Source organism: Pseudomonas sp. RIT-PI-q, from assembly GCF_001297125.1.
Classification (GTDB): domain Bacteria; phylum Pseudomonadota; class Gammaproteobacteria; order Pseudomonadales; family Pseudomonadaceae; genus Aquipseudomonas.
In genome coordinates, this window is record NZ_LHPC01000038.1 from 223,123 (window position 1) to 247,217 (window position 24,095).

A 24,095-nucleotide genomic window follows, 5' to 3' on the forward strand; every position below is an offset into this window, starting at 1 on the left:
ACGGCCTTGATTATTAGTTCAACCGCTACTGCGCCCACGACGCAGCAGCGGCAAAGACAGGTCGCCGGGTGGTCAGACTTGATCGCCTAACGAGGACTCCAGCCGGGCATATTTCTCGGGAGACCGGGCACTCAAGTAGAAGGCACCGAGGAATCCCAGTACAAACGAACCCACCAACAGCGCCATGAAGAACACTTCCAACGCGCCTTGTACGCCCAACAACACATCGAAGCTGGTCAGGGCAAAATAAAGAAACGGCAGCAGACCGGCGACGCTGAGCAGCGGTGCGAGAAAGGTGTGCCACACGCGTTTATCCACGTTGGAGCGACGGAAGAACACGAAGATCGCAATGCTGGCAATGCACTGGATGGTAATGATCCCGGCTGCACCGACCCCGGTAAACCAGGTGAACAGCGTGTCGTAAGGGTTCAGCCCCAGCACCGCGAAGATCGCGACCACGACAGCCACCATCGCAGTTTGCACGTAGCACGCCACATGGGGTGACTTCTGGACCGGGTGGGTCGAGCCCAGTTTCTGGCTGAGCAAACCCTGGCGGCCCAAGGAGTAGAGATAACGGGCAACGTTGCTGTGGAACGTGACGATGGCCGCAAAGAGGCTAGTAATCACCAGCACCTGAAACAACTCGGTTGCCCAACCTCCGAGGATTTTGTCACTGACCCAGAAAATCAGATTGCCCGATTGGTCCTTGGCCACGGCCACCGCTTCGTTTGCACCGATGGCGTTGATGATCAACCAGGCGGTCAGTGCATAAAACACGCCCATGAAAATCACCGCGATGTAGGTGGCAATCGGCACGGTGCGTTTGGGATCGCGCGCTTCCTCACCGTAGATGGCCGTGCCTTCGAAGCCAATGAACGAAGCATGGGCGAACATCAGGGCGACACCAATGGCGCCGGAAAAGGTCGCGGAAGGACTGAAGGGCTCAAACGAAAAATGACTCAGTGGCACCGAGTGATCGCCAAACACAATGCCCAGGTCGAGGATCAGGATGATCACTGTTTCAAGCGTGAGCAGGACCGCCAGCACCACGGCGCCGGCGTGCAAACGCCGTAACCCCAGCCATAGGCACATCGCCATGGCCGTGAAGGAGTAAACCCACCACGGCAAATGGAGGTTGAGCTGCTTGCCGAGCAACTCATTGAGGTAATAGCCAATACCTCCATACAGACCGAGTTGAATCGCGTTATAGGAAAAAATCGCCAATGATGCGGAGCCCAGCCCCATCGGGCGTCCTATGCCTTTGGTGATGTAGGCGTAGAACGCCCCGGCGTTGGTGATGTGTTTGCTCATCGCCACATAACCCACCGCGAACAACAACAGCACCAGGGCGACCGCCACAAACGCACCGGCAATGCCGATGCCGTTTCCAGAGCCAATGATCACAGGGAACAACGCGACAACCACCGTCAGTGGCGCCGCGGCGGCAATCACAAAGAACACGATACCCATGATGCCGATACTGTTTCGCTCGAGGTCTCGGCTATCGGAAGTTGGGTTCATGGTCTTGCCCGGTGTTGATCCCGTTAAGTCCAGCGTAGCTGGTTTATCACTATATTCGTATGACATCGCTAAAACCCTGTAGGTAGTGAGTTTTTTATTTCGGTAAAGCGAGGCAGTCGTTAAACAAGCAATACTCGGCAGCGGTGCCTATATACACCTCGGCACCTTCTGGTTTTTCGAAGTAACAAGTGTCCGTATTATTAGTGAATCGGTGCAGACTGTGTTCGTAGATCCGTCATGCCCTGTACCGCGACAACCAAAAGATCTCTCCAGACTGTTCGCGTTAAAATCGAATATTTTTTGAACAGGTGTTCATCATATAAGACGCATGCTTATGTCTCCAAAGTGCAACGTTCAAGTTTGGTCGATATGAACTTCACGTCGAGATACTCTTGAAGTCCCCAGTGACCACCTTCCCTGCCCAGGCCGCTGTCCTTATTGCCACCGAACGGCGCTTGCGCGGTCGAGGGTGCGCCATCGTTGACGCCGATCATTCCGTATTCCAACGCCTCAGCCACCAGTTGCGCTCGGGTCAGGTTCCTTGTCCACAGATAGGCCGCCAAGCCGTATGGCGATGCGTTGGCCGCCGCGACCACTTCAGCTTCACTGTCGAACGTGATCAGCGGCGCCACCGGGCCAAAGGTTTCCTCCTGCATGATCAACATCGTTGCCGTCACGTCCTGGAGCACGGTCGGTTGAACATAGAAGCCTTGCATCCGGACACCGCCGGCGATGATTCGAGCACCTTGGGCCACCGCATCGGCGATGTGGCTGAGTGCTTTATCGCGTGCATGTTCATCCACCAACGGACCTATCCGGGTGGATTCGTGCAGTGGGTCGCCGACCTGGAGCCGATTGACCGCAACGGCGAGTTTTTCGGCGAACTGACTGGCGATCGAGCGATGGACATAGATGCGATTGGTGCACACACAGGTCTGGCCGGCATTGCGGAATTTGCACGCCACGACCTCTTCCACGGCCGCGTCCAGGTCGGCGTCTTCAAAGATGATGAACGGCGCATGCCCGCCCAATTCGAGAGACATCCTTTTCAGTGTCCTGGCCGATTGTTCGTACAGACGCTTGCCCACCTCAGTGCTGCCGGTAAAGGTGAGTTTGCGAATACGCGGGTCATCGAACATCACCTGAGACACCGTCCGCGGATCGGTGGTGGTAATCACCTGCAAGGTTCCCGGCGGGCCCCCAACGTCTTCCCACAGTTTGGCGAAATACAGTGCGGTGAGCGGTGCCTGCACAGGAGGTTTGACAATGGCCGTACACCCCACTGCCAGCGCCGGCGCCAGCTTGCGGGTGATCATCGCCGCCGGAAAATTCCACGGTGTAATGGCGTACACAGGCCCCACCGGCTGTTGCAGGGTCGCCAGCCGCTTGTTGCCATGTTGGCTCGGCATGCTTTCGCCGCCGACACGCCGCCCTTCTTCGGCAAACCAGTCGATAAACGAGGCGGCATAAACGACTTCTGCACGGGCTTCCTGAATCGGCTTGCCCATTTCCATCGTGATGGTGCGAGCAATGCCTTCGGTGTGTTCGATAACGGCGTTGTACCAGGCACGCAGCAGTGCGCACCGATGATGGGCGGTTGTCTGGCGCCAGGTCTGGAAGGCGGCACTGGCGGCATCGGCAGCCAGCATCGCCTCTTCAATACCGGCGCTCGGAAGCTCGGCGATGATTTCCCCGGTCGCGGGAGAACGCACCGGGAACCAGGCGAAGGCGCCGATCCATTGACCATTGACGAACATCTTGCGACGACCGCCATCGTGGGAGTCTGGCGTAAAGATTGGAAGTTTCATGAAGTGATCCACCTATTCGGTTATGCCTGCCTTCCCATCAAGAAAAAGGCTCGTCGTACACCATCGCTGTCACTTGCTCAGGCGTTCGGTCAGACTTCGAAAAATGCGCGACCTGGCGACCTGATAGCCGAGGCGTTGCCCGACATCGGTTTTCAGCAAACTGCCGATCAGCCCGTTATCCGCCTTGAGCACCTTGCGCCCCGCTGCCGTATCGGTTTGCCCGGCCAGGTCGGCCAGGATGCGTTGCGCCGCGTTGTGCCCGGGCATGCCACTGACGCCGCCGCCGGGATGGCTGCCGGAACCACACAGGTAATAACCGGGAACCGGTGTCCGGTAATGCGCCGCCGCTTTGATCGGTCGATTGTCGAAGAGGTTCTCCAGGCCGATCATGGACTGGTGGAAGATGTTTCCACGGGTGATGTGATAGTTACGATGCAGATCCAGTGGGGTGATCACGTGGCGAGCGAGAATGTGATTGCGCATGTTCGGTGCGTAGCGGAAATAGATCTCCAGCACCTTGTCCGCCCACTCTTCCTTGCGTGTGTCCCAATCTCCATGCGCCAGGTCAAAGGGCAATTGCTGCACCCCCAGTGACAGCGTATGCGTACCGGGCTGGCTCACCAGCCCCGGGTGGGTCACGGAGGGAATCAGCGCCTCAACCACCATGTCATCCGGAAACTCGCCACGTTGCTGTGCTTGCCAGGCCATTTCATACAGGTCCGGGGACGGGCCGAGAATGTTCAACCCCTGATGCTGGGGCCCCAGCTTGCCGGCCGGAAAGCCGACATAATCCGGCAGCGCGTCCACCAACAGGTGAATACGCGCCATGGAACCGCGCTGGTCAATCTCCTTGGCATCGGCTGCCGCCGCTTCTGGTAGCGCCCCTTCGGGTAACAACCCGACCAGAGACCGAGTCGGGTCGGCACCGGAAATGACCAGCGGCGCGCGAATCTGCTCGCCCGAGACCAGCAAAACCCCAACCGCCTTGCCCTCTTCAATCAACACCTGCTGAATAGGCGTACTCGTTTCAACCCTGCCGCCGAAGGCTTGCAAGGCGCTGACCAGTGATTCGCTGATCATGCCCATGCCGCCTTTCGGCAAGCCATAACGACCGAACTGGCCTTCGAACTCTCCCAGCGCGTGATAGCCATAGACATAGGCCGTGCCTGGCGTGGTTGGACTTCCCCACGTGGAGACCAGGCCCATGAACATCATGAAGCCGCGAAGTCGATCGGACTCTATGTAGTCTTTCAGCAGGTCCTCGGCCGAAGCCGTCATGAACGCGTCGTACAGCGCGCTTTCACCGGCGTCGTCAAAGATCGCCTTCAGGCGTTGTTGAGTCGGCGGGTCGCTGAGCTGGATCTCATGCGTCAGCTCACCGAAACGCTTGAGCCGCGTGGCGAACCGCATGAAATTGGCGCCATCGGCCTTGTTGTGATCCTCGATCGAACGCAGGGTCTTGTCGATCTCCTGCCAGAACATCACACGATCGCCGTCGTCCCATAGCGCCATTTCCTGCAAGCCCGGAGCCACCGACTCCAGGCCGTATTTTTTCAGTTCCAGATCGTCGACCACTTCCTGTCGAAACATCATCTGGATGTACGAACACGAAGAGAAAATAGCGCCCGGTATCAGTTCTTCACTGGTACAGGCACCACCTACAATCGGCCTGGCCTCCAACACCAATACCTTGAGGCCTGCCCTGGCGAGATAATTTGCGCACACCAGCCCGTTATGGCCGGCACCGATGATCAGGGCATCAAGATCGTTATGCTTACTCACGGCGTCATTCCATCTGAATGTGAAATCGAAGCCTGCTCACCTGCACGGTGAACAGGCCGCCTGCACGGCCAGCGACTCAGGCCGGCAGCACCAACTTGAACAACTGGTGGTCGGTGAAGGTGTCATCCGGGTGACCGACAAAATTGCCCGTCACGATGCCGGTCGCGCCTTCGAATCGGCCACCACCACGAATCACGCGCCAGGCGATCGAACCGGTGCTGTAGCCGCTTGCCTGCACGCTGAACTGGCCTGGCATGACCGTTTCGACATCCAGGTAACTGTCGATCCCGGGGAAGTCGACGCGACCGGTTTCCCAACTTTGCTCGCCCCGCACGGTCACCACCGTATCGAAGTGCGCGACACCGGTGGGCACCTGCAACGCCCCTTCGCCCTGCACATCCGCCAGTGGATCAAGTGCAAGAATCAGCCCCTGGGCACGGGACCGTACGACACCGGTGGCGTGGCCAATGGTTTCGGCCTTGCCGGTGAAGTAGATCAGCATGGAATAGGTTTTCATCATCAACCTCTCACACCGGTGGTTTTGCTCAGGTCGGCCATGACCTCAGCCAGAATGTCGAGGAAGTAGGCGGCGTTGTCGGCGGTGAATGGCAACGGCGGGCGGATCTTCAGCACGTTGCCCAACGGACTGGAGGCGCTGATCAACACGTTGTGGTCGCGCAACCGGTTGACCACTTGCATGGCCAGTTCCTGATGCGGCTCTTTGGTGAGCGGGTCCTTGACGAACTCGGCACCGATGAACAGGCCTGCCCCCCGGACATCACCGATCACCGGATACTCCTTGGCCAGCTCGCGCAGGCCGGCGCGCAACAGATCACCGACCACCAGAGAATTCTTCTGCAGGCTTTCGCCCTCGATCACTTCCAGCACTGCCATCGCCGCGGCGGTAGAAACCGGGTTGCCACCAAAGGTATTGAAGTAACGCGCGGTCGTCGCAAAACGGGTCAGCAGTTCCGGTTTCGCCACCACACCACCGATGGGCAGGCCGTTGCCCATTGGCTTGCCCATGATCACCAGGTCTGGCACGACGCCGTGACGCTGGAAGCCCCAGAACGTATCGCCGGTACGCGCGAAACCGGGCTGAACCTCGTCAGCGATAAACAGCCCGCCAGCACGGCGGACCGCTTCGACGGCCTTGACCAGGAAACCGCGCGGGTCGCTGAAAACGCCATCACTGGAGAAGATGGTGTCCGTCACCAGCGCCGCCGGACGGATGCCGTGACGCAGCATGTCAGCGATCGCCGCTTCAACCGACTCGGCAAATGCGTCGCCGACATCCTTGTCACCCGCGCGATACGCGTCCGGCGCAGGAACCAGGCGCACCATGCTGCCCAACGCCACGCCTTCACCCAAAGACGGAGACATCTCGGCAATCGCGGCGGTGATGCCGTGGTAGGCATTTTCAGTCACGATGATGCCGGTGTTACCGGTATGGCAACGCGCGATGCGAACCGCAAGGTCCGATGACTCACTGCCGGTGCAGGTAAACATGACGTTCGCCAATTCCTCGGGGAAGGTAGCGATCAGCTTTTCGGCGTAGGTCAGTACAGTGTCGTACAGATAGCGGGTGTGGGTATTGAGCAGTGCCATCTGTTTGGAAACCGCCTCCACGACATGCGGATGGCAATGCCCTACCGAGGGCACGTTGTTGTACACATCCAGGTACGGCGTGTTGTGCGAGTCGTACATCCACACGCCTTCGGCGCGGACGAAGTGCACAGGCTTTTCATAGAACAATTTGTAAGACGGACCCAGCACTTTTGCGCGGCGTTCGAGCAGTTGTTCGACCACCGGGTCCAGACCCTGAGCCTGAGCAGGATCGAACGAGTTGATCATCAATGGACGATTCATTATTTCACTCCAGGTTGCATGCTTTGCGAAGAATGGATTGGGCATCCGCCCGGCTGACTTGCGTCAATCGCTGGAGCCCGTCCCAGGCAACGCCTGTGTTCTTGAGGATGTAATGACGGTTGGCGGGATATAGGCGAGCCCGAAACTCGGTGATCGCAATCGCCGTACACAGCCGCGTGATAATCAGGTCGTAAAGCAGGTCCACTTCCTCCACCAGCAGCGGCAGCACGCGGTGATAGGCCCCGAGCATCTCGGCCACCTTGCTCAACGGGTGTTCGCCGTCGGTGTGATAACTGGCGGCAATAGCGATGTCGTTGATCAGCTGGGTCGCCACCATGTCGCCAAAATCGAGGATGCCCGAGACTTCATCATGGCGCTCTCCATCCATCAGGATGTTGTGTGGATTGAAGTCGGCATGAACCACCTGGCCGCGCAGGTTGAGCAATCGCTGGTAGACGACTTCGTCGAAATAGTCGAAGCCGGCCCGAACCAGGTTCCAGGGTTTATCACCATCGGCATGCGGCGCTGATGGCAGCATCTCCCGGCACGCTGCAGCCTGTTGAATGTCCCACGCCAGGACGCGATCAGCCCCCGGGTGATTGAAGCCGCGCAGCGCCAACCCGAGTTCGGCCAGACTGATGCCGATGTTGCGCAACTGGGCTGGCGAGCTGGCACTTTTCGGCAACGCCAGGCCTTCCAGGAACGAAGTCATCCAGATAATTCGTCTCGGGTTGTCACCCACTTTCGCCGCAAAGGACGTTTCACCGTCGAGCGACGCAATCAACAGGGGAACCGGAATATGCGGTGCGCGTTCGGCCAGCCAGGCCAGCGCTTGAATCTGCATATCAATGGTCGCGTGATCATCTGCAGGGTTCGACATCCGCAGGATGTACTGCAAGCCGTCGACAGAAAAAACATGGAACAACTCGTCACGTTCACAACTGATTCGCGTGCATCGGACACTCATGCCATACCGGCCCAGAACAAGCGCTTCGACTTCCGCCAGAGGCGTCTCTTCGACAGCGGTCGTCATGTTGCTCAGTGATAGCGAAAGACCGTTAATAGTCATTGGATAGGCTGCCTAATGCTATTCAGGACCCGTTTTCGAAGCACGGTCCAGCCGCGACCTGATAAACCGGTCGCTCTGCAGTGCGTTCACAAGAGTCCCGAATCTCGACTATCGGGAGTACCCCCGCCGAAGCGGGGGCGTCATATCACTCGAAGTTCATCATGACGTGACGAACGACCGTGTAGTCTTCCAGGCAGTAGATCGACTGATCCTTGCCATAACCGGACATCTTCATGCCGCCATGAGGCATTTCGCTCAGGAGGGTGAAGTGTTGATTGACCCAGGTGGTGCCGTATTGCAGGCGAGCGCTGACCTTGGCAGCGGTCTTGGCATCACGGGTCCAGACGGACGACGCCAGGCCATAGCGGCTGTCATTCGCCCAGCCGATGACCTGATCGACGTCCTGGAAAGAGGTCACGGAAACCACGGGGCCAAACACTTCACGCTGGACGATTTCGTCGGTCTGCAAGGCCCCGACGACGAGCGTCGGCTCGTAGTAGAAACCATCACCCGCCACAGACTTGCCACCGGTGATGACCTGGATATGCGGCTGATCCTTCGCCCGGTCGACAAAACCCGCAACGCGTTCTCGCTGTCGGGCGCTGATCAGCGGACCGAGCTCTGTGCCGGCCTGGTTGGTGGGCCCGAGCTTGATCGAGGACACGGCCACCGTGAGGGCCGCGACGAGGGTGTCGTGGACGCTTTCATGCACGTAGATTCGGCAAGCGGCGCAGCAATCCTGACCGGCGTTGTAGAAGCCAGCCGAGCGTACGGTGGAACCCACCGCCTCCAGGTCGGCGTCAGCCATCACGATCACCGGCGCCTTGCCGCCCAGCTCCAGGTGGGTGCGTTTGAGATTGCCCGTCGCGGCTTGCAGGACTTTCTGGCCGGTGGTGACATCTCCTGTGATCGACATCATGTTGATGTCCGGGTGTTCACTCAGGGCCTGACCGACCGTTTGCCCGCGTCCGGTGACGATATTGACCACGCCAGGTGGCAGCATCTCGGCAAGGATACTGCCCAGTTTCAATGCGGTAAGCGGGGTGTTTTCCGACGGTTTCATTACCACGGTATTGCCCACGGCAATCGGCGCAAAAATCTTCCAGGTGGCCATGGCCAGCGGGAAGTTCCAGGGAGCAATGGCCCCGACCACGCCAACCGGGTCACGACGAATGATGCTCGTGTGGTTGGCTGCGTATTCACCGGCGGCCAGTCCGGTCAGGCAACGCGCCGCGCCGGCAAAAAAGCGAATGTTGTCGACCACGCCCGGGATCTCATCCTCAAGCATGCGCTCGTAGGGCTTGCCCACGTTCAACGATTCGATCTGGGCAAAAGCGGCGCCTTCCTGTTCGATTCGATCGGCAATTTTCAGCAGCAGCGCCGAGCGTTTTCCGGGGGGCAACTGCGACCAGGCCGGGAACGCCTTGCGCGCGGCTGCCACCGCTTGATCAATCTGTTCGAGGCTGGCTTCCGGCACTTCTCCCAACACTCGACCGGTGGCGGGGTTCACCAGCGTTTCTGCGTGGCCTTCGCCGCGAACCAGCTTGCCGTCGATCAACAAATCAATCACGAACTCTTGTGTAGTGCTCATAGTTACTCTCACGCTCGTCTGTAAAAACTGTGGCAGGGCAACCAGCACGTCACGACCCGGCTGCGCTCCTCGTTACAGACAAACTATGACAATATGGACTTAGCACCTATGTCCAATCGGAACGAGTTGTTATGTCCACTTTCGACCCCAATCTACTGTCCGACCTGATTCTCGCGACGCTGAAGGAAAGCAGCGGAATATCGCTGCAACGGCAAATCTACAAAGTGGTGCAACAAGCGATCCTTGACGCGCGGCTGGCCCCGGGTCACCGCCTGCCGGCCACCCGCGCGCTGGCCAAAGAGTTGAAGGTGTCGCGCATGACCGTGACCCTGGCCTACGACAAACTGGGCGCGGAGGGATACATCGTCAGCAGTCATGGCAGCGGCAGTTTCGTCGCCAATATTCACCCGGCGCTCAACCGGGCACAGGTAGACATCGAGCCGTCGGAATCTGCCGACAGACCAGGCCTGTCACGCAGGGCAGTCGAATTGGTCGGTGGAACTCACGGGGCAACGGAGCATGAAGGCGCGTTCGTGCCGGGTGTTGCCGACACCACGAACTTTCCCTTCCATATCTGGCAACGCATGCAGAATCGCTACGCCAAGAAACCCTTCTCGGCACTGACCGGCTACAGCAGCGATGGGGGTTATCTGCCCTTGCGAAAGGCCCTGGCGGAGTACTTGCAGATTTCTCGTTCGGTGAAGTGCAGCCCGCACCAGATTCTGATCACCATGGGCACGAATCAGTCTCTGGATTTGTGCGCGCACATGCTGGCCGATTCGGGCGACGTCGCATTGATCGAGGAGCCCTGCAACTGGAGCACGGCGCTGATCTGGAAAGCGGCCAGCCTGAGAGTCGTACCGGTGCCGATTGATGAGGAAGGAATTGCCGCTCAGCATTTTCCGTTTCAGAAAACCAGGCCTGAGGATTTACCGAAACTGCTCTTCACCACACCGTCCCACCAATACCCGATGGGTGGCTCGATGGGCTTGCACCGCCGGCGGCTGTTGATTGAACTGGCCAGGGAATACAACTTCTGGATCATTGAAGACGACTACGACAGCGAGTTCCGCTATGACTCCAGCCCCCTTCCCTCACTCCAGGGACTGGATGAACATGAACGGGTCATCTACCTGGGCACCTTCAGCAAGGTGATGTATCCAGGATTGCGAATGAGCTATCTGGTTGTACCCGAAGCACTCGCCGACGCCTTCGCCAGCGGGCTGACCCAGCTTTATCGTCCAGGCCAGCTTGGCCTTCAGGCCGCCATGGCCGACTTCATCGGCGAAGGCTATTTCGCGACGCATATCAGAAGAATGCGCGGCATTTATGCTGAGCGTCAGCGCGAACTGAAACGTGCGCTGAACGAACACTTCGGTGACACCATCACGGTGTCGACCGGCAACACCGGACTGCACCTGACAATACAGTTCACTGCGGACATCGATCTCTCAAGAATGACCGTAGAAGCCAGAGCGAGAGGCGTGTATCTGCGCGACATCGGTCTCTATCACCAGCTGCCGCATTCAATGAAAGGCTACGTCCTGGGATATGGAGGGGTCAGGACCAATGACATCGAACCTGCGGTCAAGAAAATGGCCGAGGCTTATCGAGCCGCGCTGAGCGCATAAAATCAAGCCCCGAAAACAACACGGGGCTTGATGTGAATCACACGGCATCAGGACTTACGTCCGCCATCAGGGCCTTGGTCACCTCCTTTGCGCCCTGCATCAGACATTTTATCTTTGTCGGCCAAGTTACCGCCGCGACCACTTCCCTGGCCGCCGCTGGTCGACTGATCCGCATCGGTGGATTGCCGACCGCCCGAAGCCTGGCCGCCTTTCTGGCCTGACTGCGAGGTTTTGTCGCTGTCATCGGTAAAGCTGCCTCCGCGTCCTGCGCCCTGACCGCCGCCAGACATACGATCAGCGTCTTTTGACTGCTGTCCGCCTGAAGCCATGCCACCTTTTTGGCCCGCTTCAGACGCCCGTTGTGGGTCGTTGGCAAAATTGCCGCCTGATGACTCCCCGCCTTTCTTGCCGGCTTGCGAGGCCTTTTCCCGGTCTTTGTCAAAGCCTCCGGGGTTGTTGTTTCCGGTGTTAGCCATTTTTGTTCACCTCGTTCTTTCTCAGGGACGAGCGCATTGCTCGCCTACAATTACGAGGTCATGAAAAATCGAAAGTTTGAACGCAAATGCCCCTTTCAGGACGGGCGGAATGGGCAAGATAGTTCCCGCAAAATCAGGCCTGAGCGACTGACGGCTGAGTCACCGTCGATCACCCTGCGATTGGATTATTTTTCAAAAGAGTTCAGATTTTCACTAGGCTATAAAGGCGTTGGAATCCTGCGTGCATCGTGCAATGGGAGGTCAGTCAATGACCGAACACATCGTCCATTTTCACTGCCAGATCGATCAGGGAACGACCGAGCGTTTCAGGGATTGCTGTCTTGAAGCCATCGATCAAGGGGCTACGTCGCTGCTGTTGAATCTGTCGACGTGTGGTGGCAGCACCAATTTCGGCTTTACGCTCTACACCTTCCTGAAGTCATTGCCGGTGCCGCTGTGCGCGATTAATGCGGGCAACATCGAGTCGATGGGCATCATCATGTTTTTGGCCGCAAGCCGGCGCATCACCTCGCCTCACGCGCGCTTTTTGATTCACCCGATGAACTGGTATTTCAGTCAAAAATCGGTCGACCATCAACGCTTGCGCGAGTACCTGTCGAGCCTCGACAACGACCTCGCGCGCTATGTACAGATTTTCACCCTCGAAACCGCTGAGGCAGAGACCAAACTGGATATTTTCCATTGCCTGTCAGCGGAAGAGAAAGTCATCGCCGCCCACGAATCCCTGGCCTATGGCATCGCTCATGAGATGCAGCAAATGGTCTTCGCTGATGACGTCAAACACTGGAAAGTCAGTGGTGGATGAACCTCCCACACCCCTGTAGCAGCTGGCGAAGCCTGCGTCCGGCTGCGCAGCTGTCGTAAAGTCAGCCGACGCGGTGTATCAGGAATACCGTGTGCGCAGGGTTTACGACTGCTTCGCAGCCGAACGCAGGCTTCGCCAGCTGCTACAGGATTGGGGTTGCGGCTGAATGACAGGGCTCTTGCGCCGTTTCGATCAGCAGTTGATCCACGACTTGCGTCAGAGCGGCAGGCACATCCGCTCCGCCGCGCAAAGCTTTTCTGCTGGGTCAACAGGATTCGACGCAGGTTCACGAGCGCCAACAAGAGGTGCAAAACCGAACAAAAAAAACACCCGATTCAAACGCTTCAGAGGGTCGGCTAAACACTTTGAATTTTTTTTGACGCGCTCACTCCTTTGTCTATGAGCAAAAGGAGGGGGTCTCATGAACCGCACTGATCTCTTCGTCATCGAGTACAAACTCCATGGCGAGCCGAAGTCTTTCATCATCCGGGCAAAGGCAATGAGCAATGCAGATGCCTGGCACTGGGCGAGTTGTGATGCCGGATTAGCGCCTATTCCAAAACCGGGGAAGCCGCCGCTCAAAGTCGTCTCCAAACCTCAAGCCGAGAGGTACGGGGTCACGGAGGTGAAATGGCGCGAGTCTGCCATGCTGGTTTGGACGGAGGTTTCGTCTTCATGAACGGTCAATACGAAATCCGTGTTCAGCCCAACGCGGTATCGAGAAACAGTTAAAAAAACGGGAGGTCAATGGCGACCTCCCGTCTTTCATTCAGCCTTTTACGAAGTGCCTAATCCACGTGATAAGTCGGCTGGTGAATCGGAGGCTGGTCGACGCTCGCCATCCGGTTTGACGTCCAAGTCCGAATGATCAGTGGTCTTTGTCACCGTATCGCGCACTGCCTCAAAGCCCTCCCGTGCCTGTTGTTTGACCTTGTCGGTCAGGCCCGCGCTGGTCTTGCCAAGGTAACGTTGCTCGGTCGCCGTCGACGGCAATGCCGCCCCCAGCATGGCGCCCAAGGCGATGCCCGCAGCGGCAACCATCAAGGGTTGTTCCTTGAGCAAATGGCTGAATTGATCAGTATTCACGTGGGTGCTGCGCACTAACCGTTCACTGGCGTCATGCACAGCGTGGCTGATGTTATCGGTGGCGGCACTCAGGTTATCCGTCAGGTTGGCAGCCTTGCCTTTGACGGCCTGATATCCCTCCTTGAGCGAGTCAGTGGTTTGATGCAAATGCTCACGCGCACTGTCGATGCCATCCGCGAGGCCCTCGGCCCATTCGCCAACCTTGCCCTGATCGGGGCCTGTGGGATAAACCGGGCGTGGAGTCGGCGGACGATTCTGACTCATCATCAACCACAGCAACCCGACCGATGTCAGCACGGCAGGCACAGGGTTGTTACGCACGCTGGTGCCCAGGTTGCTCAGGAACATCGTGCCATTGCTCTGCATCATGCCCAGCGCCTGATCGAACATCTGACCCGGGGTGAATTTGCTTTCCAGCGCATCGACGATGTTGCCAATGCTGGCCCGCTGCGCATCGATTTCACGCTCAATGGTTTCAGGACTTTTTTGTGATTCAAGTTCAAATTCACGGTTCATGAGACTTTCCTCCGCAGCGCTTCCTGGTCTTTATTCAAAGCGTCCAGTGTGCGATCTGGCTTGAAGTTAGACGGCTCGAATTGCTTTTTCCCTGACTGCAACATGGCGAACCCGATGATCATCACCACGACACCTACAATCAGCGCCGCCAACCAGGGCGCCATCACCAGGCTCAGTCCGTAGACGGCCGACATCAACAAGATGATGAAGCCTGCCAGCAGCACAATCGCACCGCCCGCAACTGCGGCCAGGCCGGCCTTGAGCGTCGTCAGGCTGGCTTGAAGCTCGGCTTTGGCCAAGGCCAGTTCCTTGGTGAACAGCGCGGGCACTTCGCGCGATAGCTGGCGTAACAAACCGACAACTGACGCGTCATGTTCAGTGGCGGACACCGGTCTGGTGCCGGGAAAATCTGCATCTTCTCTGTTCATCACAGTGCTCCTTTGAAGGCTGTCGAGCCAGGTGCGGAGGTCGTTGCGAAGTCCGAAGGATGGTCGTGTTCATTGGGCGATGCCGGCGTGATGCCCGTGGCCAGGCCGGCGCCTGGATCGGTGCGCGATGCAACGGACGTTTCATAAGGACGTTGGGCGCCATAACCGCCTGGCGGCGGCATTGAGTTGCCTGCTGCCGAGTCGCCGGCATCGGGGAATGTCGCCGCGGGGGCGCTGCCGGCTTTCAGGAATCGCGACAGGCCAAAACCCAGCGCCACACTGCCGGCAATGAAAAGTGCGGGGTTGTTCCGCGCCAGATCCGCCGCGTCGTGAAGCAGCTGCTCGGCACTCTTTCCACGCAGGTTGCCCGCCAGGCCACTCATGGACTCCGCCATGTCTGACAGGTAGTCGGACATACCGAGCGTGTCTTTGCTTTCAATCTCGGAAACGAAGGATTTCGCCCCCTGCGCCAGCGCCTCGATCTGGTCGGCTGCGGTGTCACGGTATTGCCCAAACTGGGCGTCGGCCTGCTGTCTCGCACTGCCAAGCGTCTCTGTTACGTTCTCCTTCAAATGTTGAAAATCCTGCTCCGGTCTTCCGGAGCCGTTCTGGTCAGTCTGACCGTCCGTTCTGGTGTCTGAAGTATTCATGACTGCCCTCGCCCTCTGGATAAAAAAGCGTTATCGGGTTCGCCACGAAATGCCCGTAGCCCCCCTCATTCCAGATGACGGAGCAGGATTATGGGAGTTCCAATGAAATGATGAGCGATGCGCTGGCAAGTCATGTCGGCAACAGTGAATCGGCAACCGAATGTTAGTTTTTCGATTTCACTCACCGTCAAAATAACTTATTACTTGATAGCGACAATATAAAGGCGCCATTTAAGTGACTGGCACAACGGTGACAATTCCGGCAAACTGGCGCCATTAAAACAATACTGAGCGACCCAGATAAACAGTGAATAATTCCGATGTCCCGACAAACGGGCAAGACGATAAAAATAACAATTAAATCACTGCCTTAACCACTTAAATAACAATTATAACAACCCTTAAGAAAATATCGAAAACTAGAAAAGACCCACGCCAAATACAAAAGTTTCAAACTTAATCAGCTAAATAAAAAACGCATATAGCGCTTTGAAATAGGCGCATTCGATGCTAATAATCCCGGCCGGATGCGAGATTCCAGATGATGCACCACCCAACACAAGTGACTGTCCGCTCTCTCTGATTACCCGGTTTCTATTAACTCCAACTAACGCTAGCGAGTTCAAGTTTCAATAAAACTTGAGCCCGCTGTTGTGCTGCGCACTGAATGCGCAAGGAAGACATCATCGTTCACCCTCATTCAAGGATGAAGATCCTTTCGATCTTCGGTACCCGTCCGGAAGCCATCAAGATGGCACCGTTGGTCAAGGCCCTCGCGGCGGAACCCGGCATTCATTCGCTGATTTGCGTCACCGGCCAACATCAAAGCATGCTTAAACAGGTGCTGGACCTGTTCGACCTCAAGGCTGATTTCACCCTCGATGTCATGACGCCCCACCAGACGCTCAACTCGCTGACGGCGGCGCTTTACGCGGCGATTGATCCGGTGCTGGAACAGACCCGGCCGGACCGGGTGCTGGTGCACGGCGACACGACCTCGGCGATGGTCGCCGCGATGGCGGCGTTTCACCGACGGATCCCGGTCGGCCATGTCGAAGCCGGGTTGCGAACCGGTGATATCTATAGCCCGTGGCCGGAAGAAATGAACCGACGCTGCATCGATCTGGGCGCGGACATGCTCTTTGCGCCGACCCACGAATCGCGCAACAACCTGCTCGACGAGCGTCTTCAAGGTCGGTCCTTCGTGACCGGCAATACGGTGATCGACGCGTTGCAGATAACGGCGCGACGCATTGAGCAGGACGCCGGGTTGCGTGCGAGCCTGGACGAGCAATTCCTGTTCCTGCAACCCGGCCGCAAGGTGCTGCTGGTGACCGGGCACCGTCGGGAAAACTTCGGCGAAGGCTTCCTTGATATCTGCAAGGCGCTGAGCCATTTGGCCCGGCGGGCTGACATCCAGATCGTCTACCCGGTGCATTTGAACCCGAATGTCATGGGTCCGGTCACCGAGCACCTGGGCGACCTGCCCAACGTGCACCTGATCAAGCCACTGGACTACCTGGCGTTCGTGCGCCTGATGCAACGGGCGCATGTGATCCTCACCGACTCCGGTGGCGTGCAGGAAGAAGCACCGTCCCTGGGCAAACCCGTGCTCGTCATGCGTGACGTGACCGAGCGCCCCGAAGCGGTCGCTGCGGGCACGGTGCGTTTGGTCGGCACGTCGCCGCACTCGATTATCGCGGGCGTCAACGCGCTGTTCGATGACGAACTGCTGTGGCGTCGCTGCTCCCAAGCGGCCAACCCTTATGGCGACGGCAAGGCCAGTGCACGCATCGTCGACGCCCTGATGGGGCGTGCGGTCGATGATTTTGTCGTGGCACAGATGCCGTTACCCAAGTTCCTGCACCAACCGTCAGGGGCGCGTGTGCCCGAAAAAAATCACCCGGCTTTCACCTGAACCGCTCCTCCCCTTATCAGCTCGAGATCTGCCTGAATGAAGTCTTCCGTTGCCATCCATACGGGTGCGCTCAGCGCCCTTGCCTGTGGCGTGAGCCTGCTCGCGCTCATGCCGACTTTTGCCCTGGCCGCGGACAGCCCGCTCACCCAGGCGATCAACCGGCTCAACGCCGATACGCGCCAGGAGCGTGAAATCCGCTTGAGCGATCTGGGGATCGACGCCCCGATCATCCTCGGTTCCACCGATGCCCGACGCGAACTGTACCTGCCCGTGCCGGCCGGTGTGCCGCTGACGGATGCGACCCTGAATTTCGACGCCAGCTACCTGAATGGCGAAGGCGGCCGCAACACGCTGCTGTTGTCGCTGGACGGTTATCCGGTGCGTGCGGAAGGGCTCAGCGAAGCCCAGGGCGACGCCAGCGTCACGCTCGGCGTGGATAAGAAAGCACGAGAAAACGGCTCGTTGCGCCTCGGCGTTGCCTGGTCATCCATCGTGTCCCGTGTGCTGTGCGAAGACGAACGCGCCATCGGCAACGTATTGCGCATCGAGCCGGACACCCGCCTCACTTACAGCTATGACGCCAACCAGTTGCAGGACGTCGGTGCTGCCTGGACGGCATTACCCGGCAAGCCGGGCATCATGGTCGCGCCGGGCACCTTGTCCGCCGAAAGCTACGACGCCGCCTGGCGCCTGGGTGTGGCACTGGAGCGGATTGGCAAGCACAGCCGCATCCTGCCCTTCCCCGCCGTACAAGACAGCGTTGACCTGATCGGTCTGCGCATTCCGGCTGAACTGCAAATGATTCCAGCCTTCGCCAGCCTCAACGGCAAAGGCCCGCACGTGCTGGCGAACCCGGCGGAAATCGGCGCGCTGTTGATGTTGGGACAGACGCCGAACGTTCAGGCGGACCTGGCCATCAACGATCCGCAACTGCTCAGTGCCGTCAATCAATCCCTGGACGCACTGCAGAGCCAGATTCAAGGCCTGGACGCAACGGCAGCCAGCGCCTTCACGCAATGGCGTGAGCGGCATATCAACGCCGGCCTGGCCGCCGCCGGCACGGACAACGTGCGCCTGGCATTGCTGGGCACACGCCCGGTGCTGATGATCGCGCCGCAAGCGACCGGCAAGGCGCTGGCCTTGTTCAGTTCGGCCTGGAACACCCTGGCACGCAGCCGCCAATTGACGGTCAGCGAAGCACAGATGCCCTTGAGCGCCGATGGCCGTGTGGCCTTGTCGCGCTTGGGCGGCAACCCCGGCACCCTCGACGTGCTGGCCAAGTCCGACTGGAGCACCTCGTTCCCGCTGGGCAGCGTCGCCTACGACGGGCGCTTGCCGGTGAAGGCGGTGATCGATGTGTCTGCCGCCCCCGGCGCCTCGGATACCGCGCCAGTCGCCTCGCTGTTTCTCAATGATTACCTGATCGGCGCGCAACAGCTGGTGGCCGACGGTGAGAAGCAACGCATCGAAGCGCGAATCCCGCGTTATGCGCTGGGTTCGAAAAACGTGCTGCGCGTGTCTTTCCAGCGTCAGCCGGTCAGCGACCGTTGCCTGGAAACACCACAGGCCTTCCCGGTCTCGGTGCTGCCGACCAGCCACATCGTGCTGGAAAAAACCGCGCTGGATGATGACTTCTCGGGCATGGCCGCGCGCTTTGCCATGGACACGCAAATCCTCGTGCCACAGGCCTACCTCGAGCATCCGGCGAGCAGCTTGCCGCAGGTGATTTCGGTCGCTGACGGCGCCGGCGTTTCACCGTTGCGTGCGCACTTGAGCGTCAGCGCCGATCCGAAAGTTTCGGTCACGCCGGACAAAGCCTTTCTGGCATTCGAGTTGCCGATCAAGGACAGCAAGGAATCGGTGCAGGTCGACGAGCAGGGTCGCTTGCGCATCAATCACAAGGATCAAGTGCTGCTGGACGTGCATCCCCTCAACCACCTGGCCTCGCTGCAAGTGGTGGATGCCGGCGGCCAGCACGGCCTGGTCTATCGCGCCCTGGGCAACGATGCGCCGCGCTTCACCAAGCAGATTCTGCTGACCCGCGGCGACGTGGCCATCCTCGGTGACAACGGCACGCTGTCCACCTTCGATGCCAAGGATCCGAGTGGCAGCCAACTGATCGACAACGAAGAACCCAAGGGCCTGGACGCCTGGCGCACGCCGTCGCTGTTGTGGCTGATTCCGGGTGGCATTCTGTTGGTCCTCATCCTGATGCTGGCTGGCCGTAACGCCCGTCGCAATCGCCAGTAACGGAACCCTTCGATGACGTCGCTTTATTGGCCCTATTGGCTGGCCCACTACTACAGCTTCCTGGAGATCTCGACCATTGTGGTTGCGGTGCTGATTCTGATCTCCAGCCTGGACGACCTGTTTATTGACCTGTGGTACTGGTCTCGCCGGCTGTTTCGCAAGTTCACCGCGGATCGCCGTTACCGGCCGCTGACCGCCGAGCAATTGATGGCCCGGGATGAACAGCCACTGGCAATCATGGTCCCGGCCTGGCTGGAATATGACGTCATCGCGCCGATGATCGAAAACATGGTGTCGACCCTGGATTACCAGAACTATGTGGTCTTCGTCGGCACCTACATCAACGACCAGCGCACCATCGATGAGGTGGAGCGCATGCGTCGGCGCTACAAGCAGCTGCATCGCGTGGAAGTCCCGCATGCCGGGCCGACCTGCAAGGCCGACTGCCTGAACTGGGTGATCCAGGCCATCTTCCTGCACGAGAAAACCCACGGCATGACCTTCGCTGGCGTCGTGTTGCACGACAGCGAGGACGTGCTGCACCCACTGGAATTGCGCCTGTTCAACTACTTGCTGCCGCGCAAGGACATGATCCAATTGCCGGTGGTTTCGCTGGAGCGCAACTGGTACGAATGGGTGGCCGGCACGTACATGGACGAATTCGCCGAATGGCATGGCAAGGATCTGGTGGTGCGTGAAAGCATGACCGACACGGTGCCGTCGGCCGGGGTCGGCACCTGTTTCTCCCATCGCGCCCTGCGAGTGCTGGCCGGGGAAACCCAGAACCAGCCGTTCAACACTGACAGCCTCACCGAGGACTACGACGTCGGCGCACGCCTGGCCAAGGTCGGCATGAACGCGATCTTCGTGCGTTTCCCGGTGCAGTTTCGCGTGTTGCGCAAATCATGGTTTCGCAAGCCTTACGAATCGACCCTGCAAATGCCGTTGTGCGTGCGCGAATTCTTTCCCGACACCTTCCGCACTGCGTTTCGCCAGAAAGCCCGCTGGACACTCGGCATCGGCCTGCAAGGCTGGGAGCAAATGGGCTGGAGCGGCTCGCTGGCCAATCGATATCTGCTGTTCCGTGACCGCAAAGGCATCGTGACGGCGTTCATCAGCATCCTCGCCTACGTGATTCTGCTGCAGTTGGTGGGCTTGATTATCCTGCGCCAGAGTGGCCTGTGGGACGTGAGTTTCCCGACGCCGTTTGAAACCGGCGGCGTGATCAAATACTTGCTGTTGGCCAACGGTATCGCGCTGGCCTGGCGTATCGCGCACCGCTGCTATTTCACCACCGTGCTGTACGGCTGGCAGCATGGTTTGCTGTCCATTCCGCGAATGGTGGTGGGCAACTTCGTCAACTTCATGGCCGCCTCACGGGCCTGGCGCATGTTCCTGGTCGGAAAGGTGCTGAACAGAAAGTTGGTGTGGGACAAGACCATGCACGACTTCCCGTCCACCGACCTCGTCGCTGCCGCACCGCGCAAGCTCGGCAGCGTGTTGTTGTCCTGGCAGGCGATCAACGACGCCGACCTGCAAAGCGCCCTCGCCGAACAAAAAACTCGGCACATGCCGTTGGGGCGGATATTGCTCAGTAACGGCTGGCTGGACGACGAGACGCTGGCGGAAGCCATCGCCTTCCAGAACGACTTGCCGCGCGTGTTCGATGTGGCGGCCATGGCGGAGGAATCCACCCAGACCCTGGACGATGAATTCGCCCTGCGCTGGCGTGTGGTGCCGCTCGGCTTGAATGCCGACGGCCGGGCGCAAGTCGCGGTGGCCAGCCCGCTGACGGCTGAAGGTCTGCAACAGATCAGCGATGAACTGGGCAGCGAACCGGTCCAGCTGATTGCCCGTGAAAGCGAAATCGTCGCGCAGTTGCGTCAACTGAACGTGCGCGAAGGCCAATCGGTGCCGGACGCACGAGCGCCGCTGCTGGGTGACCTGTTGATCGAAATGGGCCTGCTGGATCGCGACGTGTTCAGTCGCGCCATGTTGCAGTACCGCCCACAGCATCACGGCCGCATCGGCGACTACCTGGTCGACAGCGGCGTGCTGCCCCGCGCCACCATCGAAAAGGCCGTGGCCCGTCAGCACAGCCACTACCCTGCGGAGCTTCCGGCATGAACCGTCCCTTCCTGACCCTCATGGCCACGGGACTGAGCCTGTTACCCGCCGTTGCGCATGCCCAGACGCTGCCATTGCCGTTGACCGGCCCGGCCTATGTCACGGCCAACGAGGCCTACAGCGCTTACGAACGCAAAGACTACGACCTGGCCATCGCCAAGGCCCGCGAAGCGTTGCGGCAGCGGGCCGATATCACCCGCTTGAACACATTGATTACCCTGGCGCAGCGCGACAAGGACCTGCGTGATCATCCCAAGCGCTACCCGCAGTCACGCCAGGCCCCAGGCTTCGGCGCCGCGGCCCAGGCATTCAAGGCCTATGATCGCGATGACTTCGGCGCGGCCGCGCAGGCGGCACGCAAGGCGATCGCCCAGGCGCCGAAACGCATGGATCATCGGTTGCTGCTGATCGAGTCCTTGCAGCGTCAACAACACCTGCAAGAAGCGGATCAGGCAACCACCCAGGCACTGGCCCTGTTCCCGGACGACGATACCTTGCTGATGCGCCGCGAAGCGATTCGTCGGCAACTGGCGGCGCCGTTGGCGGTTGAGGGTTATCACGCCCTGGAGCAAGGCAATGTGACCGTGGCCGTTGACCAGGCCAGGAAAGCCGTCGCCTGGGCGCCCGAAATCAGCGCCAATCAGCAACTGCTGATCAGTGCGCTGCTCGCTGGCAAGGATTACCCCGCCGCCGAACAGGCCGCGACTACCGCGTTGGCACAGGACGATGGAGAAATCGCGCCGTGGATTTTGCGCAGCTACGCCCTCGATCGCCAGGGCAAAACCCGGCTGGCCCAGGCTGATTTGAATCACGCACTGGCCATCGATGGCCTGCTGGAAGCGGAAACCCGCGACATTGGTTTCTTCGCCGCCGACGCCGCACTGGCGCACGGAGAGCCGCAGCAGGCGCTCGATCATTTGCAGCCGCTGGCCGACGATGACAGCGGCGAAGTGGCTCGCCGACGGACTGCCGCGCGAATGGCGTTGCGGCAGAAAAACAACGGCTTCAACACCGTCGCCCTGTTTCCGGCCCCCGCCTTGAACTGTCAGGAAAGTGCCTTCGGCCTGGTCTGCGATATCTGGCCGGGCAACCTGCGCGATGCCGGAACCGACACGGCCACCCAGGCCTACGCGGCGTTGGGCCGCAAGGACGCCGAGACGGCCGTTGCCCTGGCGCAGGTAGCCATTGACCGCGTACCGCAAAATCCGGCGTACCGACGTCTGTTGGTCAGCGCCCTGAGTGAGCAGAAACGTCTGCCCGAAGCCATCGCGGCCGCCAGCGACGGCCTCAAGATCAATGGCGATGACGCGCGGCTGTTGGCCCAGCGTGGTCGTCTGCGTCAGCAAACGGGTGACGACGCCGGGGCTCGCAAGGATTTCACCCAGGCCTTGGCACTGGGCAGCCTGCCCGCTTATGAGGAAGCCAGCCTGTACGCGGCCATCGGCCAACGCCGAACGGCACGCGAGCGTTTGCAGCAAGCGCGGGACACCGGCGAACTGGAATCGATGAGCGACCTGCAAATGGCCTATCTGTCGGTTCAGGCAGGTGATGATGACGGCGCCCACGCCTCCTTCCGTAAAGCCGATGCCGAGACCCGGCTCACGCCGACGGCGACGCAGGACGCGGCGTATAACGCGATGCGGGTCAATGACGACGAGCAAGCGGTCAGCTACTTCAAGCGCGTCATCGACGCCCAGAACGCCGGCGAGCTGGACATGCCCGCGCAGCAGCTGTTCGACACCCGTCGCGCGGTGGCGGATGTCTCGCGTACCTGGGGTTTGACCAGCACCACCAGTTATCGCGGCAACAATTCCAGCAGCGGCCTGAGTTCAGCCCCCAGCGGTGGCAGCACCAGCAATGACAGTTTGCAAAACAGCACCGAACTGTCCTGGCGTCCCTTGGGTTATCGCAACGCCCGTTTTGTCGAACTCTACGGGCGCGTGACTGACACGCTGTGGAGCAAGAACGGCGACGCGGATACCGGTTTCGATGCGCTGCAAGGTGCCGTCGGCGTGCGGGTCAAACCGTTCACCTCGCTGAATGTGATGGCAGCGGTCGAGCGCACGTTCCCGTTGGGATCGTCGGACGTCGACGGTGACTGGCTGGTGCGCCTGGGCTATGGCGCCAGCGTCGGCACCGACCTGCGGGTCGATGCTTCCAGCTGGTGGACCTCGCAGCTGTTCGCCGAAGCCGGGCACTACATCAACGACTCGCGGGACTATTTCAACAGCGAATGGCAGGTGGGTCGCAGCTACGCCATCGGCGGTGCAGGCTCGCGCTGGGTGAGTTTCCCGCATGTCGTGGCCGCGTTCGACTACGACTCCAAAATGAACAGCGGGACCGATGCCGACGGCAACTCCGACTCATCATCCGGCAAGGCCGGGGGCGTGGGTGTCGGTAACAACGTCCGCTACTGGTTCCGCGAGGATGCCTACAACGCGCCCCGCTCCTACGTGGATTTTTCCCTGCAGTACCGCGTGAAGGTGCTGGGCGATGATCGCGCTCAAGGCGTGTTCGGCCGCCTGACCTACTCCTATTGAGGATTTG

18 protein-coding genes are annotated in these 24,095 nt (G+C 59.5%); 7 read left to right on the forward strand and 11 right to left on the reverse strand.

From position 1 onward, the window contains the following. Positions 1 to 72 precede the first annotated feature (72 nt). The 7 genes from AEQ67_RS20365 to AEQ67_RS20395 form a co-directional block, all read right to left on the reverse strand. Positions 73 to 1,521, reverse strand: coding sequence for an APC family permease (locus AEQ67_RS20365; protein ID WP_161807479.1), 1,449 nt, complete (start codon positions 1,519 to 1,521; stop codon positions 73 to 75). A 332-nt stretch (positions 1,522 to 1,853) separates the two neighbouring features. Next, the gene (locus tag AEQ67_RS20370) at positions 1,854 to 3,329 is read right to left on the reverse strand and encodes an NAD-dependent succinate-semialdehyde dehydrogenase (RefSeq protein WP_082377925.1); all 1,476 of its coding nucleotides are present in this window, start codon (positions 3,327 to 3,329) and stop codon (positions 1,854 to 1,856) included. 69 nt (positions 3,330 to 3,398) lie between these two features. Beyond that, a complete protein-coding gene (locus tag AEQ67_RS20375; protein ID WP_059405623.1) occupies positions 3,399 to 5,111 on the reverse strand; it encodes a phytoene desaturase family protein in 1,713 nt (570 codons plus the stop codon). 76 nt (positions 5,112 to 5,187) lie between these two features. Next, entirely contained in the window at positions 5,188 to 5,628 is a 441-nt protein-coding gene (locus tag AEQ67_RS20380; protein ID WP_059405685.1) for a hypothetical protein, read from the reverse strand. A gap of 2 nt (positions 5,629 to 5,630) precedes the next feature. Further along, entirely contained in the window at positions 5,631 to 6,980 is a 1,350-nt protein-coding gene (locus AEQ67_RS20385; protein WP_059405624.1) for an aspartate aminotransferase family protein, read from the reverse strand. A 4-nt stretch (positions 6,981 to 6,984) separates the two neighbouring features. Next, positions 6,985 to 8,013, reverse strand: coding sequence for a phosphotransferase (locus AEQ67_RS20390; protein ID WP_059405625.1), 1,029 nt, complete (start codon positions 8,011 to 8,013; stop codon positions 6,985 to 6,987). Between the two features lie 181 nt (positions 8,014 to 8,194). Continuing rightward, entirely contained in the window at positions 8,195 to 9,640 is a 1,446-nt protein-coding gene (locus AEQ67_RS20395; RefSeq protein ID WP_059405626.1) for a gamma-aminobutyraldehyde dehydrogenase, read from the reverse strand. Positions 9,641 to 9,771: 131 nt separating this feature from the next. Between AEQ67_RS20395 and pdxR the strand changes: the two genes are divergently transcribed. Then, positions 9,772 to 11,271, forward strand: a complete 1,500-nt coding sequence (gene pdxR, locus AEQ67_RS20400; protein ID WP_059405627.1) for a MocR-like pyridoxine biosynthesis transcription factor PdxR — start codon at positions 9,772 to 9,774, stop codon at positions 11,269 to 11,271. Between the two features lie 47 nt (positions 11,272 to 11,318). Here pdxR and AEQ67_RS20405 read toward each other — a convergent pair whose 3' ends face one another. Beyond that, complete coding sequence (locus AEQ67_RS20405; RefSeq protein WP_059405628.1) at positions 11,319 to 11,747, reverse strand: general stress protein; 429 nt, start codon at positions 11,745 to 11,747, stop codon at positions 11,319 to 11,321. Positions 11,748 to 12,015: 268 nt separating this feature from the next. Here AEQ67_RS20405 and AEQ67_RS20410 point away from each other — a divergent pair, with 268 nt between their 5' ends. After that, positions 12,016 to 12,573 (forward strand): ATP-dependent Clp protease proteolytic subunit, encoded by a 558-nt coding sequence (locus AEQ67_RS20410; RefSeq protein ID WP_059405629.1) that lies wholly within the window; start codon positions 12,016 to 12,018, stop codon positions 12,571 to 12,573. A 421-nt stretch (positions 12,574 to 12,994) separates the two neighbouring features. Next, positions 12,995 to 13,252, forward strand: a complete 258-nt coding sequence (locus AEQ67_RS20415) for a DUF6555 family protein (RefSeq protein WP_059405630.1) — start codon at positions 12,995 to 12,997, stop codon at positions 13,250 to 13,252. A gap of 98 nt (positions 13,253 to 13,350) precedes the next feature. Here AEQ67_RS20415 and AEQ67_RS20420 read toward each other — a convergent pair whose 3' ends face one another. The 3 genes from AEQ67_RS20420 to AEQ67_RS20430 are packed head-to-tail and all read right to left on the reverse strand — an operon-like array spanning position 13,351 to position 15,253. Beyond that, on the reverse strand, positions 13,351 to 14,175 hold the full coding sequence (locus tag AEQ67_RS20420; protein ID WP_059405631.1) for a DUF3618 domain-containing protein: 825 nt from the start codon (positions 14,173 to 14,175) through the stop codon (positions 13,351 to 13,353). Then, positions 14,172 to 14,603: a phage holin family protein gene (locus AEQ67_RS20425; RefSeq protein ID WP_059405632.1), complete on the reverse strand. Its 432-nt coding sequence runs from the start codon at positions 14,601 to 14,603 to the stop codon at positions 14,172 to 14,174. The genes AEQ67_RS20420 and AEQ67_RS20425 overlap by 4 nt, the downstream gene beginning before the upstream one ends. Beyond that, positions 14,603 to 15,253 carry a hypothetical protein gene (locus AEQ67_RS20430; protein ID WP_059405633.1) on the reverse strand — a complete coding sequence of 217 codons (651 nt, stop codon included), beginning with the start codon at positions 15,251 to 15,253 and terminating at the stop codon, positions 14,603 to 14,605. The genes AEQ67_RS20425 and AEQ67_RS20430 overlap by 1 nt, the downstream gene beginning before the upstream one ends. A 751-nt stretch (positions 15,254 to 16,004) precedes the next feature. Here AEQ67_RS20430 and wecB point away from each other — a divergent pair. Genes wecB through AEQ67_RS20450 form a run of 4 tightly spaced genes read left to right on the forward strand, consistent with a single transcriptional unit; the run spans position 16,005 to position 24,088 of the window. Continuing rightward, positions 16,005 to 17,171, forward strand: coding sequence for a non-hydrolyzing UDP-N-acetylglucosamine 2-epimerase (wecB, locus tag AEQ67_RS20435; RefSeq protein WP_059405686.1), 1,167 nt, complete (start codon positions 16,005 to 16,007; stop codon positions 17,169 to 17,171). A 36-nt stretch (positions 17,172 to 17,207) separates the two neighbouring features. Beyond that, the gene (locus tag AEQ67_RS20440; protein ID WP_059405634.1) at positions 17,208 to 19,421 is read left to right on the forward strand and encodes a cellulose biosynthesis cyclic di-GMP-binding regulatory protein BcsB; all 2,214 of its coding nucleotides are present in this window, start codon (positions 17,208 to 17,210) and stop codon (positions 19,419 to 19,421) included. A 12-nt stretch (positions 19,422 to 19,433) separates the two neighbouring features. Next, positions 19,434 to 21,548: a glycosyl transferase family protein gene (locus AEQ67_RS20445; protein ID WP_059405635.1), complete on the forward strand. Its 2,115-nt coding sequence runs from the start codon at positions 19,434 to 19,436 to the stop codon at positions 21,546 to 21,548. Further along, positions 21,545 to 24,088, forward strand: coding sequence for a bacteriophage N4 adsorption protein A (locus AEQ67_RS20450; RefSeq protein WP_059405636.1), 2,544 nt, complete (start codon positions 21,545 to 21,547; stop codon positions 24,086 to 24,088). The genes AEQ67_RS20445 and AEQ67_RS20450 overlap by 4 nt, the downstream gene beginning before the upstream one ends. The last annotated feature ends 7 nt before the right edge of the window (positions 24,089 to 24,095 follow it).

What these genes read in the sequence shown, in the direction of transcription:
- AEQ67_RS20420 (WP_059405631.1), bottom strand. Translation starts at nt 14,175, where the DNA reads ATGAACCGTGAATTTGAACTTGAATCACAAAAAAGTCCTGAAACCATT.
- AEQ67_RS20450 (WP_059405636.1), top strand. Translation starts at nt 21,545, where the DNA reads ATGAACCGTCCCTTCCTGACCCTCATGGCCACGGGACTGAGCCTGTTA.
- AEQ67_RS20370 (WP_082377925.1), bottom strand. Translation starts at nt 3,329, where the DNA reads ATGAAACTTCCAATCTTTACGCCAGACTCCCACGATGGCGGTCGTCGC.
- AEQ67_RS20410 (WP_059405629.1), top strand. Translation starts at nt 12,016, where the DNA reads ATGACCGAACACATCGTCCATTTTCACTGCCAGATCGATCAGGGAACG.
- AEQ67_RS20385 (WP_059405624.1), bottom strand. Translation starts at nt 6,980, where the DNA reads ATGAATCGTCCATTGATGATCAACTCGTTCGATCCTGCTCAGGCTCAG.
- AEQ67_RS20440 (WP_059405634.1), top strand. Translation starts at nt 17,208, where the DNA reads ATGAAGTCTTCCGTTGCCATCCATACGGGTGCGCTCAGCGCCCTTGCC.
- AEQ67_RS20390 (WP_059405625.1), bottom strand. Translation starts at nt 8,013, where the DNA reads ATGACGACCGCTGTCGAAGAGACGCCTCTGGCGGAAGTCGAAGCGCTT.
- AEQ67_RS20395 (WP_059405626.1), bottom strand. Translation starts at nt 9,640, where the DNA reads ATGAGCACTACACAAGAGTTCGTGATTGATTTGTTGATCGACGGCAAG.
- wecB (WP_059405686.1), top strand. Translation starts at nt 16,005, where the DNA reads ATGGCACCGTTGGTCAAGGCCCTCGCGGCGGAACCCGGCATTCATTCG.
- pdxR (WP_059405627.1), top strand. Translation starts at nt 9,772, where the DNA reads ATGTCCACTTTCGACCCCAATCTACTGTCCGACCTGATTCTCGCGACG.
- AEQ67_RS20405 (WP_059405628.1), bottom strand. Translation starts at nt 11,747, where the DNA reads ATGGCTAACACCGGAAACAACAACCCCGGAGGCTTTGACAAAGACCGG.
- AEQ67_RS20425 (WP_059405632.1), bottom strand. Translation starts at nt 14,603, where the DNA reads ATGAACAGAGAAGATGCAGATTTTCCCGGCACCAGACCGGTGTCCGCC.
- AEQ67_RS20430 (WP_059405633.1), bottom strand. Translation starts at nt 15,253, where the DNA reads ATGAATACTTCAGACACCAGAACGGACGGTCAGACTGACCAGAACGGC.
- AEQ67_RS20365 (WP_161807479.1), bottom strand. Translation starts at nt 1,521, where the DNA reads ATGAACCCAACTTCCGATAGCCGAGACCTCGAGCGAAACAGTATCGGC.
- AEQ67_RS20415 (WP_059405630.1), top strand. Translation starts at nt 12,995, where the DNA reads ATGAACCGCACTGATCTCTTCGTCATCGAGTACAAACTCCATGGCGAG.
- AEQ67_RS20380 (WP_059405685.1), bottom strand. Translation starts at nt 5,628, where the DNA reads ATGAAAACCTATTCCATGCTGATCTACTTCACCGGCAAGGCCGAAACC.
- AEQ67_RS20445 (WP_059405635.1), top strand. Translation starts at nt 19,434, where the DNA reads ATGACGTCGCTTTATTGGCCCTATTGGCTGGCCCACTACTACAGCTTC.